General features: G+C 60.7%; 16 protein-coding genes. 13 read left to right on the plus strand and 3 right to left on the minus strand.

The features are described from left to right. Positions 1–16 precede the first annotated feature (16 nt). Positions 17–907 (minus strand): GntR family transcriptional regulator, encoded by an 891-nt coding sequence (locus JO965_RS34105; protein ID WP_203446425.1) that lies wholly within the window; start codon positions 905–907, stop codon positions 17–19. An 85-nt stretch (positions 908–992) separates the two neighbouring features. Between JO965_RS34105 and JO965_RS34110 the strand changes: the two genes are divergently transcribed. Both JO965_RS34110 and JO965_RS34115 read left to right on the plus strand, forming a co-directional pair. Next, entirely contained in the window at positions 993–2,171 is a 1,179-nt protein-coding gene (locus tag JO965_RS34110) for a C45 family peptidase (RefSeq protein WP_203446426.1), read from the plus strand. Positions 2,172–2,236: 65 nt separating this feature from the next. Further along, entirely contained in the window at positions 2,237–3,805 is a 1,569-nt protein-coding gene (locus tag JO965_RS34115; protein WP_203446427.1) for an ABC transporter substrate-binding protein, read from the plus strand. A gap of 23 nt (positions 3,806–3,828) precedes the next feature. On the opposite strand, the gene JO965_RS34120 is transcribed toward JO965_RS34115, so the two are convergent. Continuing rightward, positions 3,829–4,494 carry a GntR family transcriptional regulator gene (locus JO965_RS34120; protein ID WP_203446428.1) on the minus strand — a complete coding sequence of 222 codons (666 nt, stop codon included), beginning with the start codon at positions 4,492–4,494 and terminating at the stop codon, positions 3,829–3,831. 206 nt (positions 4,495–4,700) lie between these two features. On the opposite strand from JO965_RS34120, the gene JO965_RS34125 reads away from it, so the two are divergent. The 11 genes from JO965_RS34125 to JO965_RS34175 all read left to right on the plus strand — a co-directional run bounded on the left by JO965_RS34125 (position 4,701) and on the right by JO965_RS34175 (position 16,449). After that, positions 4,701–5,588 (plus strand): alpha/beta hydrolase, encoded by an 888-nt coding sequence (locus JO965_RS34125; protein WP_203446429.1) that lies wholly within the window; start codon positions 4,701–4,703, stop codon positions 5,586–5,588. A 4-nt stretch (positions 5,589–5,592) separates the two neighbouring features. Then, complete coding sequence (locus tag JO965_RS34130; protein ID WP_203446430.1) at positions 5,593–7,140, plus strand: ABC transporter substrate-binding protein; 1,548 nt, start codon at positions 5,593–5,595, stop codon at positions 7,138–7,140. A gap of 19 nt (positions 7,141–7,159) precedes the next feature. After that, positions 7,160–8,104, plus strand: coding sequence for an ABC transporter permease (locus JO965_RS34135; protein WP_203446431.1), 945 nt, complete (start codon positions 7,160–7,162; stop codon positions 8,102–8,104). Further along, positions 8,101–8,916, plus strand: a complete 816-nt coding sequence (locus tag JO965_RS34140; protein WP_203446432.1) for an ABC transporter permease — start codon at positions 8,101–8,103, stop codon at positions 8,914–8,916. The genes JO965_RS34135 and JO965_RS34140 overlap by 4 nt, the downstream gene beginning before the upstream one ends. Before the next feature lies 1 nt (position 8,917). Beyond that, positions 8,918–10,615, plus strand: a complete 1,698-nt coding sequence (locus JO965_RS34145) for an ABC transporter ATP-binding protein (RefSeq protein WP_203446433.1) — start codon at positions 8,918–8,920, stop codon at positions 10,613–10,615. Then, the gene (locus JO965_RS34150; RefSeq protein WP_203446434.1) at positions 10,602–11,435 is read left to right on the plus strand and encodes a polysaccharide deacetylase family protein; all 834 of its coding nucleotides are present in this window, start codon (positions 10,602–10,604) and stop codon (positions 11,433–11,435) included. Before JO965_RS34145 ends, JO965_RS34150 begins: the two co-directional genes overlap by 14 nt. After that, the gene (locus JO965_RS34155) at positions 11,432–12,202 is read left to right on the plus strand and encodes a polysaccharide deacetylase family protein (protein WP_203446435.1); all 771 of its coding nucleotides are present in this window, start codon (positions 11,432–11,434) and stop codon (positions 12,200–12,202) included. The genes JO965_RS34150 and JO965_RS34155 overlap by 4 nt, the downstream gene beginning before the upstream one ends. A 55-nt stretch (positions 12,203–12,257) precedes the next feature. Then, on the plus strand, positions 12,258–13,805 hold the full coding sequence (locus tag JO965_RS34160; protein ID WP_203446436.1) for an ABC transporter substrate-binding protein: 1,548 nt from the start codon (positions 12,258–12,260) through the stop codon (positions 13,803–13,805). A gap of 648 nt (positions 13,806–14,453) precedes the next feature. Beyond that, positions 14,454–15,239, plus strand: a complete 786-nt coding sequence (locus JO965_RS34165; protein ID WP_203446437.1) for a Crp/Fnr family transcriptional regulator — start codon at positions 14,454–14,456, stop codon at positions 15,237–15,239. Positions 15,240–15,333: 94 nt separating this feature from the next. Then, on the plus strand, positions 15,334–15,510 hold the full coding sequence (locus JO965_RS34170; protein ID WP_203446438.1) for a dodecin: 177 nt from the start codon (positions 15,334–15,336) through the stop codon (positions 15,508–15,510). 210 nt (positions 15,511–15,720) lie between these two features. After that, entirely contained in the window at positions 15,721–16,449 is a 729-nt protein-coding gene (locus JO965_RS34175) for a polysaccharide lyase (protein ID WP_371826990.1), read from the plus strand. 8 nt (positions 16,450–16,457) lie between these two features. Here the strand turns inward: JO965_RS34175 and JO965_RS34180 are convergent, their stop codons facing one another. Further along, on the minus strand, positions 16,458–16,682 hold the full coding sequence (locus JO965_RS34180) for a hypothetical protein (RefSeq protein ID WP_203446440.1): 225 nt from the start codon (positions 16,680–16,682) through the stop codon (positions 16,458–16,460). Positions 16,683–17,007: the final 325 nt, after the last annotated feature.

A 17,007-nucleotide genomic window follows, 5' to 3' on the forward strand; every position in this document is an offset into this window, starting at 1 on the left:
GAAATACAATCACAGATCAACGCGGGTCAGGATTGTCGCGAGATCGGACCAGACTGGCTCGCTCCAGGTGCCGCCGCATGAGCAGGGAGGCGATCTGCCGCTCATCCCGGGCCAAGTAATCGAGCATCTCCAGGTGTTCCCGGCAGTTCACGACGACGCGCTCGAAGCCGAACTTCCAGTCGTATTGCGAGAACCGCCGCAACTGGTTCTGATGACGGATCGCCGCATGGACGAACCGGTTGCCGGACGCCGCGGCGAGACCCTCGTGAAAGGCGGCGTTCATCTCGAAGAAAGCGACGCTGGATGCTTCATGCCAGCGACGCTCGAGGGTCTCGTCATGGAGCCGGCGCATGTGTTCGATCCAGGATGGCTCCAAACGGAAATCCGGCTCGAGGATGCCCATCGGCTCGACCATCATGCGGAAGCGGTAGCTTTCGTCACGGGTCGCCTTATCCCTGGCGCCCGTTAGGAAACGCCAGCCGTAGCCGGGCTTGCGCTCCACCATCTCGAGTTCGGCCAGGCGGGACAGGACCCGCTGCACCATGGGGCGGTTCAGGCCGTAGCGGCGCATGACCTCGACCTCGGAAATGTCCTGGGGGAGGGAGCCGCTTCTGTGGTCCCGGGCGATCCGCACAAGCCACTCCTCGTGCTCGTCGATCGAACCCGGAGCCGAGGCCTTTTCGGTCGGAGGAATGGCAATCAGCTCGACACCCCGATTCGGCCTGCGGGCCACGATGCCTTGATTTTCGAGATGCCGAAGGGCGCCCCGCACCGGAGTGCGGGACACCTCGAGCCGCCGCGCCAGACTGTTCTCGTTCAGCAGGTCTCCGACGGCGACGCCCTCCTCGTTGACGAGTTGGACGATGCGGTCGGCTAGATCCTGCTGCAAGCGGGTCGGTTGATGCACGCCGAATTTCCTCTTGATTGTATTCCCTCCTGATGAAATACAATAGACCTGACGAAAACACCAGACTTATTGAGAGGCTACCCCGATGACACCGTCCTGCCCGCTCGTTGAAGTATCCGGCGGCCCCCGTGAACGGGGCCGCCAATATGGTGAGCAGGCGGCGGACCGGGTGCGCCTCGGGATCGAACATTATTCCAGTCAGCTTGGCCGCAACGACCTGACCTCCGACGGCATCAAGCAACTTGTGCAGCGGTTCGAGCCGACCATCGCCCGCTTCGATCCGACCTATCTCGAAGAGATGCGCGGGATTGCCGAAGGCGCCGGCGTGCCTTTCGAATCCGTCGTCCTCCTCAACGCGCGAACCGAGATCCTCAAGCTCGCCCAGCGCCCGGCCGATGACCGGAATGTGCCGGATGACGATCCTGATGGCTGCACCGGCGTCGTCGCCATGCCGGGGGTCACCAAGGAAGGGCGCCTGATTCACGCCCAGAACTGGGACTGGAAGGTCGAATGCGCCGAAACTGCCGTCGTTCTCAAGATCAGGCGCGATGATGGCCCCGATATCCTGACCTTCACGGAGGCGGGCGGTCTCGCCCGTTCAGGCTTCAATGCGGCCGGTATCGCCATCACGGCAAACTATCTGGAGACCGACCGGGATTATCGCCGGCTCGGTGTTCCCTTGGCGCTGATCCGACGGAAGGTTCTGGAGCAGAAGCAGCTGGCCGCCGCCATGCACGCGGTCTATACGACGCCGAAATCTGCCGCCAACAACATGATCGTCAGCCAAGCCAATGGCATCGCCATCGATTTCGAATGCGCGCCTGACGAAACCTTCCAGATTCATCCGGAGCGGGGTCTCATCGTCCACGCCAACCATTTCCAGAGCCCGATCGCTCTCTCGAAGCTGAAGGACACCGGCATCGCCAACACGCCCGACAGCCTCTATCGCGACCTTCGCGTGCGCGCGCTCATCGAACCGAGTCTCGGCAGCATCACGCGCGAGACCGTGAAGAACGCTCTCTTCGATGATTTCGAAACGCCCTGGTCGGTCTGCCGCCCGCCGCGCAAGAACCTCAGCAGCAATCTCAGCGCGACCGTCGCGATGATCGCAATGGAGCCCATGCTCGGCGTCATGGAAGTGGCGATGCTGCCGGCCCTCAACCGTACTTTCACGACGTACAAACTCGATATGGAGGTCCAGCGGCCAATCATTCAGGCCCAGCCCGGATCCGCCCAGGCCGCACCGATCGTGAAGGCCGTTTAAGCAGCGACCAACAGCTGCCCTCGACGATAACAGAGCAGGAACCATCAAATGTTCGGAGGACTACGATGAGACTGAAGGCAAAACATCTTCTCGCCGGTTGCGTATCGGCCCTGATGACCGCATCGGCGCTGCCAACCCTCGCGCAGCAATCCGCGCTTCGCATTGCGCTTAACGCTGACATCCGCGGCACTAATCCCGGCGTCAACCGGGACGACAACACGGATGCGGTCGTCCTTCATGCCGTCGAGGGACTTGTCGCCTACGGCGAGGATACCAGCATCCAGCCTCTTCTGGCAGAATCCGTGACCGTGTCCGAGGATAGGCGCTCCTATGTCTTCAAGCTCCGCAAGGGCATCAAATTCCATAACGGTGCCGATCTGACGGCGGGGGACGTGGCCTGGAGCTGGAATCGCTATATGGATCCGAAAACCGAATGGCGCTGCCTTGCGGATTTCGATGGTCGCGGCCGCTCGAAGGTCGAGGCCGTCGAGGCACCCGATCCGCAGACCGTCGTCTTCCGCCTGTCGAACCAGGATGCGCTTTTCCTGGCCTCGCTGGCTCGCACGGATTGTGCGATGACGGGCATCATTCACAAGGATTCCGTGAAAGCCGATGGTACCTGGGACAAGCCGATCGGCACTGGTCCCTTCAAGCTGGCCGAATGGCGGCGCGGCGAGTTCGTCAAGCTCACGAAGTTCGACGGCTATGCGAACCGAGCTGAGGGCAAGCCCAACGGCTATGCCGGATCGAAGCGTCCGCTCGTCGACGAAGTGCGCTTCTTGGTGATCCCGGACGATGCCGCCGCAAAAGCCGCGCTGCTGCGCGGAGACGTGGATATCGTTCCCGACGTCGCCAATACGGACGTGAAGGAAATCAAGGCCAACCCGAATCTGGGCCTTTCCATTGCGCAGAACGCGGGCCTGAGCACGCTGCTGATGCAGACGCGCGACCCGCTGCTCTCGAACGTGAAGATGCGCCAGGCCATTGCGGCGGCGCTCGACACGCCCCAGATCGTCCAGGCGGTCACCGAGGGACTGGCGAAGCACAACAACTCAATCGTCCCGATGAGTTCGTCGTACCACACGGCGGCGCATGACCAGGGTTACAAGTATGACCCGGAGACGGCGAAGAAACTGCTGCAGGAAGCCGGCTATAAAGGCGAGCCGGTGGTGATCCTCACCAACAAGCGGTATCCGCAGACGTTCTCATCCTCGGTCATCATTCAGGCCATGCTCCAGGCGGTCGGCATCAATGCGAATCTGGAGGTCTTGGAATGGGCGACGCAGCTCGACCGCTACAGCAAGGGCAATTACCAGATCATGGCATTCCCGTATTCAGCGCGACTCGATCCTTCGCTGAGCTACGAATCCGTCATGGGTCCAAAGGACAAGCAGCCGCGCAAGGTCTGGGACAATCCCGAAGCGCAGGCGCTGCTGGATAAGTCCATGATCGTCTCCGACAAAGCGGAGCGTCAGAAGATCTTCGACGAACTCCAGCGCCGGTTCCTGACGGAGGTACCGTTCGTGATGCTCTATAACGGCGTCGATACGAGCGCTTATCACAAGAACGTCCAAGGCTATACCGCGTCCGTCCTGTCCAAACCGCGCGCTTGGGAGGTGCGGGTCACGAATTGAGACCGTTCAATCCGCAGCCCGGTTCAGCCGCTCCTGCGCTTGGGCGGCTGAACCTCGGAGGCCTCTTCCGATCCGGTCTGTCGGATATGCGCCGTCAGGACGCGCCTGAGTGCAGTCGCATCCCGCGCCTCGAGTGCGTCGATCATCATGAAATGCTCGCGGCCGGATTGCTCGATGCGCGCCCGCGTCTTCCACTGTGTGGCGGGAGCCGACGGGCCGCGGCCGCGCAACTCCATGATGAGGTTGACCAGTTCCTGGTTGGAGCAAAGCTTCAGGAGTCGCACGTGAAAAGCGATGTTCGCCTCGTATTGCTCCAGGATCGTGCCGGTCAGGATCAGTTCGTCGAACCGCGTAGCGAGACGGCGAAGATCCTTCACGTCAGCGGCGCCGGCGTTCTCGACCATGCTCTCGGCCGCAGCGGTCTCCAGAATCACGCGGATGTCGCGGATTTCATCGGCCTGCCGGTTGTCGAGGGCATGGACATGGTAGCCGCGGTTAGGAACATGCCGGACCAGGCGCTTCAGAGCCAGCTGGTCGAGGGCCCGGCGGATGTCCATGCGGGTCGCGCCGTAGCGATTCTCAAGATCGATTTGCTTCAACCAAGTGCCAGGCGTGAAGACGCCCGCCTGAATGTCCCGCGCCATGGTATCGACGAGGCTGTCTGGCGATCTTTCACTCTTGGCGGTCATCGGAGTAGCAGAACCTCAATTGCACAGATTGGCGCATCTCATACGCCATCCGTCGACTGGAACAATCCTTTAATGCCGTCGGTCGAACCCGTAATCAAATTACGGATCATAGGCATCCTGAGAAAAATTCGGAAATCAGTATTGCCAAAGATGCTGGCTAATGCAAACATTTTGGCGCCAATTTCTCAACCAATCGGACAGCCCTTATGGATTTAGCACTCGCTCAACCGCTGAAAGAGGCCGGAAAGAAGGATCGCGGGCGCCAGATTTATGATCTGGGCCATACGACGGTGTTCGCGAGCAAACGCGACCCTCGCTTCTCCTACTGCCTCTACGTGCCGCCGACCCTCGGTCAGGGTGATAGGCCGGATCTGGTCGTGGCGATGCATGGCACTGGGCGCGCCTTCATGTCCTATCGCGACGCCTTCGCGGATTTCGGCCGCTGGAATAACTGCATCATTCTGTGCCCGCTCTTTCCGGTCGGGGTACTGGGCGATAGCAACCGCGACGGCTTCAAGTACATCCAGGAAGCCGACATCCGCTACGATGATGTGCTTCTCTCGATCGTGGAGGAGGTCGGCGAGCGTTATGGCCTCGACGTCACCCGCTTTGCTCTTTTCGGTTACTCGGGCGGAGGTCATTTCACCCACCGCTTCCTCATGTTTCACCCGGAACGCCTCTGGGCTGCGTCCGTGGGCGCGCCCGGTTCCGTGACGTTGCTCGACCCGACCCGTGACTGGTGGGTCGGCATCCGCGACGTGAAGCATCGCTTCGGGATCGAGATCGATCCCGACGCGATGAGGCGCGTGCCCGTGCAGATGATCGTCGGCGCGGCCGATCTCGAGACCTGGGAAATCACCCATCGTGAAGGTGGCCGGCATTGGATGCCAGGGGCCAACGATGCGGGACGAACCCGCCCCGAGCGCCTCGACAGCCTGCGCCGCTCCTTCGAGGCTCAGGGAATCAAGGTCCATTTCGACCTCGTGCCGAATGTACCGCACGACGGCAAGCGCATCGTCGAACATGTGGAAAGCTTCTTCGCCGATGTCCTGAAGGACCGGCGCACCCAAAAAAATGCCAGAGCAGAGGGATAAGACAATGAAGAGAACCATCGCAGCCGCGCTGGGAGCAGTGTTCGTGACAGCTGCTCCGGCGGCGGCTCAAAACGTGACCGTGGCGCTCAATGCCGACATCCGCAGCACCAATCCCGGCGTGAACCGGGATGACAACACCGATGCGGTGGTGTTGCACATGGTGGAAGGCCTCGTTGGCTATCGGGAGAATGGAATCGTGGCGCCCCTGCTGGCGGAATCGGTCCAGCTGTCGCCCGATGGCAAGACCTACACGTTCCGGCTTCGCAAGGGCGTGAAGTTCCACAACGGCGCGGAACTGACGGCTGATGACGTGATGTGGAGCTGGAACCGCTATATGGATCCCAAGACCGACTGGCGCTGCCGTCCAGATTTCGACGGCCGCGCCGGCCTCAAGGTGGAGAAGGTCGAAGCGCCTGACGCCTCCACTTTCACCATGACGCTCGATCGCCCCAGCGCGCTTTTCCTCGACTCGCTGGCCCGCACCGATTGCGGCATGACGGCGATCCTGCACAAGAGCTCGGTCAAGGAGGATGGGAACTGGGACAAGCCGATCGGTACCGGCCCGTTTAAATTCGGCGAATGGCGTCGCGGCGAGTACGTGACCCTGACGCGGTTCGATGGGTACCAGTCCCCGCCCGGTGACAAGCCAGATGGTCTCGTCGGTGCCAAGCGCGCCGTTCTGCCCGAGGTGAAGTTTCTCGTCGTTCCGGATGCGTCCACCATTAAGGCCGCTCTCGTCTCGGGCGCCATCGACATGGCGCAGGTGCTGGATTCGGACGTGCCCGAACTCGCGAAGGCCAAGAACGTCGAAGTCAGCCTACACCCGGCCGCAACGAAACACACCTTCCTGTTCCAGACGCGCGATCCGCTTCTCAGCAACGTAAAGCTTCGTCAAGCCATCGCAGCTTCCATCGATGTGCCCCAACTGGTCGCGGCGGTCTCAAACGGCAACGGCAAGCCCAACAACTCGGCGATTGCCGTGACGTCCGCCTATTACAACGATGCCCAGCGCAAGGGCTACAGCTATGATCCGGCCAAGGCCCAGAAGCTGCTGAAGGAAGCAGGATACAAGGGCGAACCGATCAAGATCATCGCCAACAAGCGCACTCACGTGCCCAGCTTCAATGCCGCAGTCATTGCGCAGGCGATGATGCAGGCCGTCGGCATCCATGCGGAAATCGAGGTGCTCGAATGGGCGACCCAGCTCGACCGCTACAACAAGGGCAATTACCAGATGATGTCTTTCTCGTATTCGGCGCGCCTCGACCCCGCCCTGAGCTACGAGCAGTTTGCCGGTCCGAAGGACAAGCAGCCGCGCAAGGTTTGGGACGAGGCGGAAGCCCAGGCTCTGATCGAGAAGGCGTCGGCGATCTCCAACGAAGCCGAGCGCCAGAAGATCTTTGATGAACTCCACAAGCGCCAGTTGGAAACGACGCCGCTGATCATCTTCGCCAACGGTCAGGAAGCCTGGGCTCATACCAAGCGTGTCCAGGGCGCCGCTCCGTGGGAGGGCAAGCCGCGCGTGTGGGGCGCCCGGATTGTGACGAACTGACGGGAGGGAGGGTACGACCATGCTGCGCTTCGCACTCAGACGGATCCTCATGGCCGTCCCGACCCTGCTGATCATGGCGGTTTCGGTGTTCGTCCTGATCCGCCTCATCCCAGGAGACCCGGCCTCCCTCATGCTCGGCGACCTCGCGGATGCCGCGAGCCTCGCCGACCTGCGGCAGCGGCTGGGCCTCGACCAGAGCCTGCCGATTCAGTTCATGATCTGGTTCGGCAATGTTCTGCAGGGCGACCTCGGCAACTCGATCACGTCGAGCCAGCCGGTCCTGCCGCTCGTGCTCGACCGGTTTTGGATCAGTGCCAGGATCGTGCTCATCGCGGTCCTGATCGCAAGCGTGATCGCCGTCCCGGCCGGAATGATCGCGGCGTGGCGGCAGAACAGTACCCTCGACCTTGCTCTTGTGGGCACTGCGACCGTGCTCCTGTCCATCCCGACCTTTTGGCTCGGGCTCCTGCTCCTGCTATTCTTCGGCCTGAAACTCGAATGGCTCCCCGTCGTCGGCTATGTCTCGTTCATGGAGAATCCGACGGCGGCGCTCCTCTACATCATTATGCCGGTGATGACCCTGTTTCTTCATGAGATGGGCGTGCTGATCCGCATGGCGCGTGCCAGCACTCTTGAGGTTCTCCGGCTCGATTACATCACTCATGCCCGCGCAAAGGGGCTCTCCGAGAACGCTGTGTTGTGGCGGCACGCCTTCAAGAACGCGTTCGGCCCGACCTGGACCCTGATCGGCCTCGTCCTCGGCAATCTGCTGGGCGGCATCGCCGTGGTGGAGACGGTGTTCACGATCCCCGGCCTCGGTCGGCTCCTTGTCGACTCCATCTTCGCGCGCGACTACCCGGTCATCCAGGGCTGCTTGCTCTTCGTGGCCTTCGTCTATGTGGTCGTGAACCTCATCGTCGATCTGCTCTATCCCGTCTTCGATCCAAGGGTGACTGCGGAATGAGATTACCAGCTCCCAATGCCATCCTTGGTGGCACGATCATCGGCATTGTCATCGTCTGCGCGCTTTTCGGCGCAGTCTGGACGCCCTTCGACCCACTTAAGATCAATTTCGCGGCGCGTCTGCAGCCGCCGGGCCCGGTCTACCTGCTTGGCACGGACGAATTCGGCCGCGATGTGCTGAGTCGACTGATGGCGGCGGCGGCGACCAGCGTCTGGATCAGCCTCGTCACCGTCGCGGCGGCCGTGACGGGCGGCACGATCATCGGCCTCCTCACCGGTTACCTGCGTGGCTGGACCGATCGCATCCTGATGGCCTTCAACGATGCCCTGCTGGCATTCCCGGGTATCCTCTTGGCGCTCGGCCTTCTCGCCGTGATTGGTGCGAACAAGTACGGCATTATCCTGGCACTCGGCCTGGCCTATACGCCGTCGGTGGCACGAATCGTGCGCGGTACCGTGCTGTCGCTGCGCGAGAAGGAGTTCGTCGAAGCGTCGCGTGTGATGGGCAATTCCGAGATCTTCACCATGGCGCGACACATCCTGCCGAATTGCATCGCACCGTTGACTGTTCTCGCCACGTCGATGTTCGGCTGGGTACTGCTGTCCGAGAGCGCTCTGAGCTTCCTCGGCCTCGGCGTGCCGCCGCCGGCACCGACCTGGGGCAACATGCTGGCCAGCAGCCGCTCCTTCATCGCGCAGGCCGTCTGGCTCGGCATCTTCCCCGGCCTGTGCATCTCCTTGACGCTTCTCGGCATCAATCTGCTTGGCGATGCTGTGCGCGACAAGCTCGACCCGCGCATGCGAGGAGTCTGACATGACCAAGACTGCACTTCTCAGTGTCGAAGACCTAAGGCTCATGGTGGCGCGAAGCGGACTTGAGGTCGTCAAGAACATCAGCTTTACAGTGGCCCCAGGGGAAATCGTCGGCATCGTCGGTGAGTCCGGCAGCGGAAAGACCCTGGCAGCCCGCGCAATCATGGCACTCGAGCCGCCGGCCATCCGCCGCACCGCCGGAACCATCCGGTTTGAGGGGACGGATATTGCGCAGCTCTCGCCTGGCGAGTTGAGGAAGTTGCGGGGCGTGCGCATCGGCATGGTGTTTCAGGAGCCGATGACATCCCTCAACCCGTCCATGCTCATCGGCCAGCAGCTCGATGAGGGTCTTGCCCTTCATCGCAATCTCAGCGCCGACGAACGGCGAACCCTCATCCTCGACATGCTCAGGCGTGTTGGCATCAAGGACCCTGAGGGCGCACTCGTCGCGTATCCCCATCAGTTCTCCGGGGGCATGCGCCAGCGCATCATGCTCGCCTCCGTCATGCTCCTCCAGCCGGCGCTCCTGGTCGCCGATGAACCGACCACAGCGCTCGATGCCGTCGTGCAGCGAGATGTCCTTGAGCTGATGGTCGAGCTGACGCGGGCCCGGGGCACCGCAGTGCTGATGATCAGTCACGATCTCTCGATGGTCGCCCGCTACACCGACCGTATCATCGTCATGGAAAAGGGCGAGATCGTGGAGGAGGGTGCGACACAGGACCTGCTGCGCCAGCCCCAGCATCCGTACACACAGAAGCTTCTGGCCGCGATGCCGCGCCGCCTCCCGGCGCGGAGCATCCCGGCCATGGCAACCCCCATCGTCGAGATCTGCAACCTTGTAGTTGATTACAGCGGCCGGCAGGGCTTCTTTCGCAAGGAACCCGGTAAGCGGGCCCTGCGTGGCATCGACTTGTCGATCAAGCCGCGCGAGGTTGTGGCGCTGGTGGGCGGATCAGGATCCGGCAAGACGACGCTGGGGCGGGCGATTGCCGGCCTTCTCCGCCCGACTAGCGGGGAAATTCGCTACGCCGGCCGCTCGATCATTCCAGGTAGCGAGGGATGGAATGACTACCGCCTGAACTGCCAGATGGTGTTCCAGGATCCATATTCTTCCCTTGATCCTCGGATGACCATTGGGGCGCTTGTTCGCGAAGCCTTGCGCCAGATGCCGAACATGAGCGGGCGTGAGAAGACGGAACGCGTTCACGAGGTGCTGCGCGAAGTCGGCCTCGGTGAGGCGTATGCGAACCGCTATCCGCACGAACTCTCCGGGGGACAGCGCCAGCGCGTGGCTATTGCCCGGGCTGTCGTGCGCCGACCAGCCTTCGTTATTGCCGATGAGCCTGTCTCCGCGCTCGATGTTACCGTGCGCGCCCAAGTGCTCGACCTTTTCGCCGATCTGCAGCAGCGGCATGGCTTCTCCTGCCTGTTCATCAGCCACGATCTCGGCGTGGTCGAGCAGGTCGCCGATCGGGTCGTTGTCATGCAGGATGGTCAAATCGTGGAGGAGGGGAGTCGCGATGCGATCTTCGACCGGCCACAGCATCCATATACGCGTCAGCTTCTATCCGCCATTCCGATGTTGGTTGCGAAGGAGGGAGGTGGGGTCCGTCTGCGCTGGCGCGACGAGCAAGGAACTCTGGCCGATCAGGCGGCGCAACGAATGGAAACGGGAACATACCATGCTGTCACTTGAAGGAGTGCACCAACCAGCATGGCCGTCCGGCAGGGGAACAGTGGTGGTCGTGACCATCCATGTCGATGGCCCCTGCGTACAGGTCGGGAAAGGATTGGTGCCGCTCGGAATTCACTCCCGTGGCAGATACGCCATGCGACGGGGTATTCCTCGCTGTCTTGAGATGCTCGGACGGGTTGGCGTGCCAGCAACATTCTTCGCATGTGGCCACGATGTCGAACATTACCCGCAGATATACCGCGACATCCATGCCGCCGGCCACGAAATTGCGGCGCACGGCTACATGCATGAGGGGTGGGACCTCGGCGAGACTGAGCCCGAACTGCTCGAAAAGACCCATCGTACTATCACTGATGTCATTGGGGTGGCGCCCGTCGGGTGGTGTTCGCCATCGGGACGTAAGAGCTCGCTCACGCTGCCGACACTGCGCCGGCTCGGCTACTACTACGATTGCAGCGAAAAGGATGATGACCTTCCCTATGTTATGTCCGGCGACGGCGAGAAGCCCTTCGTGATGCTGCCGAACAACACAGTCTCCCTCGACGATTATCCGATGTACCAGTTTGGACAATCCCTAGCATCGGAGGTGCTCCAGAATTGGATTGAGGAATTTGAGGCAATCCGGGATGCCGACGGTTACCTGCACCTGACGCTGCATCCGATTGCCGGCGCAGGGTCAGGGCCGCCAGCTCGGGCAAAAGCGGTCGAGCGGTTTCTCAAGCATCTTGCCGCGCAGCCGGACGTCTCCTTCCTCTCCTGCCGTGATTTGGCTGACCATTGCCTCGCGAATGAGGCTGCGTTGAAGGCGCGCCGTCCATGACCAAGTCTGTCCTTCTTACCGTGAATGTGCATGGATTAGGTCCCGAAGCCGTCAATGCTCCCGAGGAGCACCTCTTTGGGCGGCTCGCGCACGGGCGATATACGTATCGGATCGGGTTGTCTCGTGTCCTCGATGCGATGCGGACGTGGGATGTTCGCGCCACGTTTTTCTGGCCTGTTTTTGAAGCTGAACGGTGTGGATCGCTCTTCGAGCGTTGCATCGCGGATGGCCATGAAATCGGCTCCCATGGCCAGAGCTTTGAGAGCCTGTCGAGCCTCGGAGACCGCGAAGCTGAGGTCCTTGAGCGGGCGTGCGATCGCTTGGAGCAACTCTGTGGCACGAGACCGGCGGGATTTCGATCTCCCGACGGAACGGTATCGTATGCCACCCTAAGCCACCTGAGACGTCTTGGATATCTTTACGACTCGAGTTTCGTCGACGACGACTTCCCCTATCTGCTTGATGAAGATGGTGCGCCGGGGATGGTCGAACTCCCACTGTTCGAGGGACTGACGGACGCAACGCACTTCAGTCGCCTCCTGACCCAAGAGCGCGTTGAGGCATTCTTCAATGAGGAACTTGATGCCCTTCTCAGTGAAAGTGGCTATGCGTGCCTGACGCTTCATCCGCGCGCAGATAAGGGCATCGGACGAGCAGCACGGCTGCCACTGGTAGAGCGGTTGCTCCAACGCGCACGCGACAGCGGTGGGCAGATCGTCACGGGCCGAGAGTTTGCCGAGCATTACCTCAAGCGACGTGCGCTCTGAGAACGGCTTCTCGGGCCGCACAAAAGATAACAAATTATCGTCAGAGGGTCGATTGATGAGAACGAAGGTTACCTTTGCACTCGCAAGCATGGTGTTTGCCTTATCGGCGGGTGCGGCAACTGCGCAGGAACGCGTGCTTCGGACGATACTCGCGTCCGATATACGCGGTACCATGCCCGGAAAGAGCCCGGATGTCAGCACCGGAACGGTGCTTCAGAATATCTATGAAGGCCTCGTTGCGTGGAAATCCGACGGAACGGTCGCACCGATGCTTGCTGAGACAATTGATGTACAGGACAATGGAGCACTTTATACCTTTATGCTACGCGAGGGCGTGAAGTTCCACAACGGCGCGCCATTGACCGCCAAAGAAGTCGCTTGGACATGGCAGCAGTTTCTGGATCCGAAGTCCGGATGGGTATGCCGCGGCACCTTTGATGGAGACAACATCAAGATCGAATCTGTGGAAGCGATAGGCGAACGAAAAGTCGCATTCAAACTTGCTAAACCGAGCGGAGCGCTGCTCAGCGCAATGGCTCGTTCAGACTGCGATTCCACCGGCATTGCGCATCCAGACTCGATGGCGGCAGATGGCAGCTGGACTCAAGCAATTGGTACAGGACCCTACAAGCTTTCGCAGTGGCGCAAAGGGCAGTTCGTCGAGCTCGTTCGCCATCAGGAATATGCCAGTCGGGCAGAGCCGACAGATGGCTATGCTGGGGCTAAAGACGCGAAGATAGATAGGGTGCGCCTAGAAATCGTGCCGGATCCTTCTTCCACGAAACTCGCGGTCCTGTCGGGCAATATCGACCTATGGGCCGATGTCGATCCCAGCGTCTATGCTGAGGTCAAGGCGAGTGTCGCCGTTGGCACAAGTGTTGCTCAAACCGCGGCTGTCTACACCCTGCCGATGCAGAACAAGGACCCGGTTCTCAAGGATCCTCGGGTGCGCAGAGCTATTGCCATGGCGATTGACAGCCAAGCATTATCTCAAGCATTGACAGCCGGGACCTCCGAGGTCAATCGATCGCTCGTTCCGGTGACAAGCAGACATTACGGACCAGCACAGAAAACCGGAGTAGGTTACGATCCAGAGGGTGCCAGGAGATTGCTCACCGAAGCCGGCTACAAAGGCGAAAAGATTGTCATCCTGACGAATAAGCAGTTTCCGATCATGGGGGACACTGCCATCTTTGTCGAGGCGATGTTGAAGGCGGTTGGCATCAATGCCGAAGTCGAAGTGGTTGAGTTTGCAACGCAGTTCCAACGGTATTACTCCGGCCGCTATCAAATGACGGTCTGGAACGTTGCCCCATATTTGGATCCGATGTTCCTGTTCGACCGCTTCATCGGAGATAAGATAAAACAGGCGGACAAGGTCTGGGATAGTCCGGCCGCTCGTGAAAAGCTGACGAAGCTCTACGCCGCCGCAACTCCAGAGGAGAAGCAGAGAGCCCTTGATGCTTTGCAGCAGCAGTTCGTTGCCAATATGCCTCTTGTTGTCTGGGCCAACGACACGACGATTGCAGCCTTTACCTCGCGTCTGAAAGGCTATGAAGCGTGGGCGGGAACGAAACCGCGATTCTGGAATGTGGGCTTTTGAGGGTGTAGATCACCGATGGAAATGTCTCAGCCCTCCCGGATAGAGATGTCACGCTCGGTCTGAGCTGACGCCCCCTACGGCGAGGTCAAACGATGACGGTGATCGGGATGAGCACACGGGAGCTGGGACCCCCGCGACGGTGATCCGCTATGCGCGCACGAGGACTGCTGCCGGGACAGCCTGGGTGCTTCTGGTCAGAGGAGATGTCTATCGATCTCTGATGTCCGCTGCCGCTTGAGCCAGGCGCCGGAGAGGCTTCAGTTTGGGAAGGGGTGTGAAAGTCTGGATTTGACCTGTCGGACAGTGTCGGATCAATTCATGTTCTGTACGGGGGGAGCCGGGTTCAGAACCCGCCATCCTGGCATGGTCGCCCTCAGCTTGGGCCAGGCGGGTGGTCAAGCCCCAGAGCCGCTGAGCGGTGCGCCGCAGGCGCACGGCTTGAGGACCCGCCGCAGCCCCAAGCCATCCTTCAGGCTGCCAGAGTGCAACTCGCTCCGACACTGTCCGTCAAATCAAGTTCAGGTTTCTACAGTACGCAACAAGAGCCACCGCGTCGGCCACAATCCTAAGACGGGCGTGACAGTCCCCGGTTACGTCTCCACCAGTTTTCATCCTTTCTTCGATCGCATCTCCGGTTAGGCTTGAGACATGAAACCTCACATCTACGCCGCCGCTCAAGCTTCAAGCATCAATCACCGGGCTAACCGCCTCCTGGCGGCACTCGAGCCCGATGACTTCGCAGCACTGGAGCCGCACCTGCACGGGGTCAGCCTGCGGCAGGATCAGGTGCTGTACGAGGCCGGCGATCCTCTGCGCCATGCCTACTTCCCCCATGACACCGTGGTCTCGCTGGTGGCCGTGCTGAAGGACGGCCGCTCGGCCGAGATGGCGGTCTATGGCCGAGAGGGAGCCCTGGGCCTGGTGAGTGCCATGACGGCCGTCCAATCCTTCGGACGCTACATCGTGCAGGCCACAGGCACCGCGTCGCAGATTGAGCTGGAGCGCCTGCACGAGGTGATGAGGATCCGTCCGAAGGTGCGCCAGCTGGTGCTGAACTTTGCCGAAGCCATGATGGCTCGGGTGTTGCAGAACGTGGCTTGCAACGCGGTTCATAGTGTCGAGGAGCGGTGCTGCCGCTGGATCCTGAGCATGCATGACCGGCTGGATCGGGACGCCGTGCCGCTCACGCATGAGTTCCTGGCGGACATGCTGGGCGTGCAGCGCTCCACGGTGAGCAGCATCACGCGATCGCTTCAGAAGGCGGGACTGATCCGGCAGAGCAGAGGCGTGATCACCGTGACGGACCGCGCCGGCCTGGAGAGGGCCTCCTGCGAGTGCTACGGCACGGTGCGCCGCAGCTTCGAGCGGCTGCTCCCTCACACCTACCGGAACACCTCGGCCACGGTTCCACCTCGGCCGCGGCAATGTTCTTGATTGGTGTGTCACGCCGCGCGTTAAGAGCCGGGCCGTCTCGCAAGCAACGTCGTCTGCCCTACCTGTGATCCTGAATAGGAGAGGGGAGCCTGTGATGTCGGATCACGTCTACAAAGTCGTTGAACTGGTGGGCTCGTTGACCAGCAGCATTGAGGATGCCATCGAGACCGCCATCAAGCGTGCCGACCAGACCTTGCGCAACCTGCGCTGGTTTGAAGTGATGCAAACCCACGGGCAGGTGGAGAACTGGCGGCGGTTACGTTCCGGCTGACTTCAGGACGTCCTATGCGATCGCCCATCATTGTCCTGGTTCCCTCAAGGTTTGGGAAGCTGGTTCAGGCAGAGGTTACTCGGGTGCAGCCGTCCTCGATATGAAACCATCTGGCGAAGCAGAATTGCGAGCACCCTGCTATGCTATGAAGTCTGGCGCTCGAACAAACACTCGTGAGGTCTGATGGTGAAGTTGCTCTCGATCGTTCTCATGCTCCTCGTGGCGAGTGCGACAGCTAGAGCCGAGGAGTTTTCCCCCTTCAGGCGGAGTCTGAGTGATCGACCACACGGCGTCACAACGGTCCCGGGATCCAGGAGAGGGTCGGTGCAGAGGTTTGAGGTGCGCCCCGGAGATTGCACATCGCGTGACTGCTTTAGGGATCGAGAACGCTCAGAGTTGGGGGAGGTCGACGCGTCGAGCCGTGTGGGAGACGAGTACTGGTATCAGTTTTCCTTCTACCTTCCAAAGAACTTCCCGAATATCTACCCGGCCAAGACAGCCCTGGGTCAGTTCCACCAGAAAGGCGTCACAAGCCCGCCTGTGCTGTTTCAGTACGGTATTCCGCAGGGCTCGAATACCTCAAGCTACTACCTCGATCTCAACCAGACTAAGCTTGGACACTTCCCACTGATCAGTGAGCGGAGCCTTCGAGGGCGCTGGCAGGACATCCGTGTTCATGCACGCTGGTCGATGGCCGCAGACGGGTTCATCCGGGTGTATGTCAACGGGCGCCTCACCGCTGATGTGGTGGGCCCAAATACGACGCACGCGAACCCGATCTACTTCAAGTATGGCGTGTATCGTTCCTTCCTGTCGCGATACAAAAGTGCCTATGGGTCATCAGAAGTGCCTGCTCAATCTGCCTTGTTCCGCTCGGTCCGCAAAAGTAAGACGATGAGGGGCCTTCTAGGTACGGCATCAGAGCCTATGCAGCCCTGACCTGCTCATCATGCGACCTGAAACGCTCGGCGGGCTCTCTCGCGGATCTCGTCCAGTTCGTCTTGCAGGGAATTGAGCTGTCCTTCCACTTCCTCGAAGGACGTGCACTCCGGGGTGATGAAGAGGCGCCCATCCTCGCCCCGGACGTAGCGCAGAAGGGCAACCCTGAGGGATGCCGGATTGTCGGGAGTGCCGGGCTGAACATCCAATTCAAAGGCGCCGACGACGTGCATGAATGGGTGTCCTATCCGTTGGAGACAGGATTATAGGGTGCAACCGCATCTGCGCGGGAGCCAACGAGGTGATTTCCGGGCTTGGGAACTGCCGACCGCGTGAGCGCTTCCCTCAAGGTAGCCTTGGATGGAGGGAGAGATAGCCGGCACATCAAATCCACAGGGAGCATGAGGATTCGTGGGCACGCAGTGGGAGGGCTGCGTCCGGGAGGCTGCGACCAAACCAAGTCGACCGCGGTGCAATGACAGCTAAGGCTATGGAGGATGTTGTTGCCCCACGTTTCCCTATGCTCTCCCTCATTCCATCCAGCTTCACCGCCTTAAT

The sequence above is a fragment of the Microvirga sp. VF16 genome (assembly GCF_016864375.1).
Classification (GTDB): Bacteria; Pseudomonadota; Alphaproteobacteria; order Rhizobiales; family Beijerinckiaceae; genus Microvirga.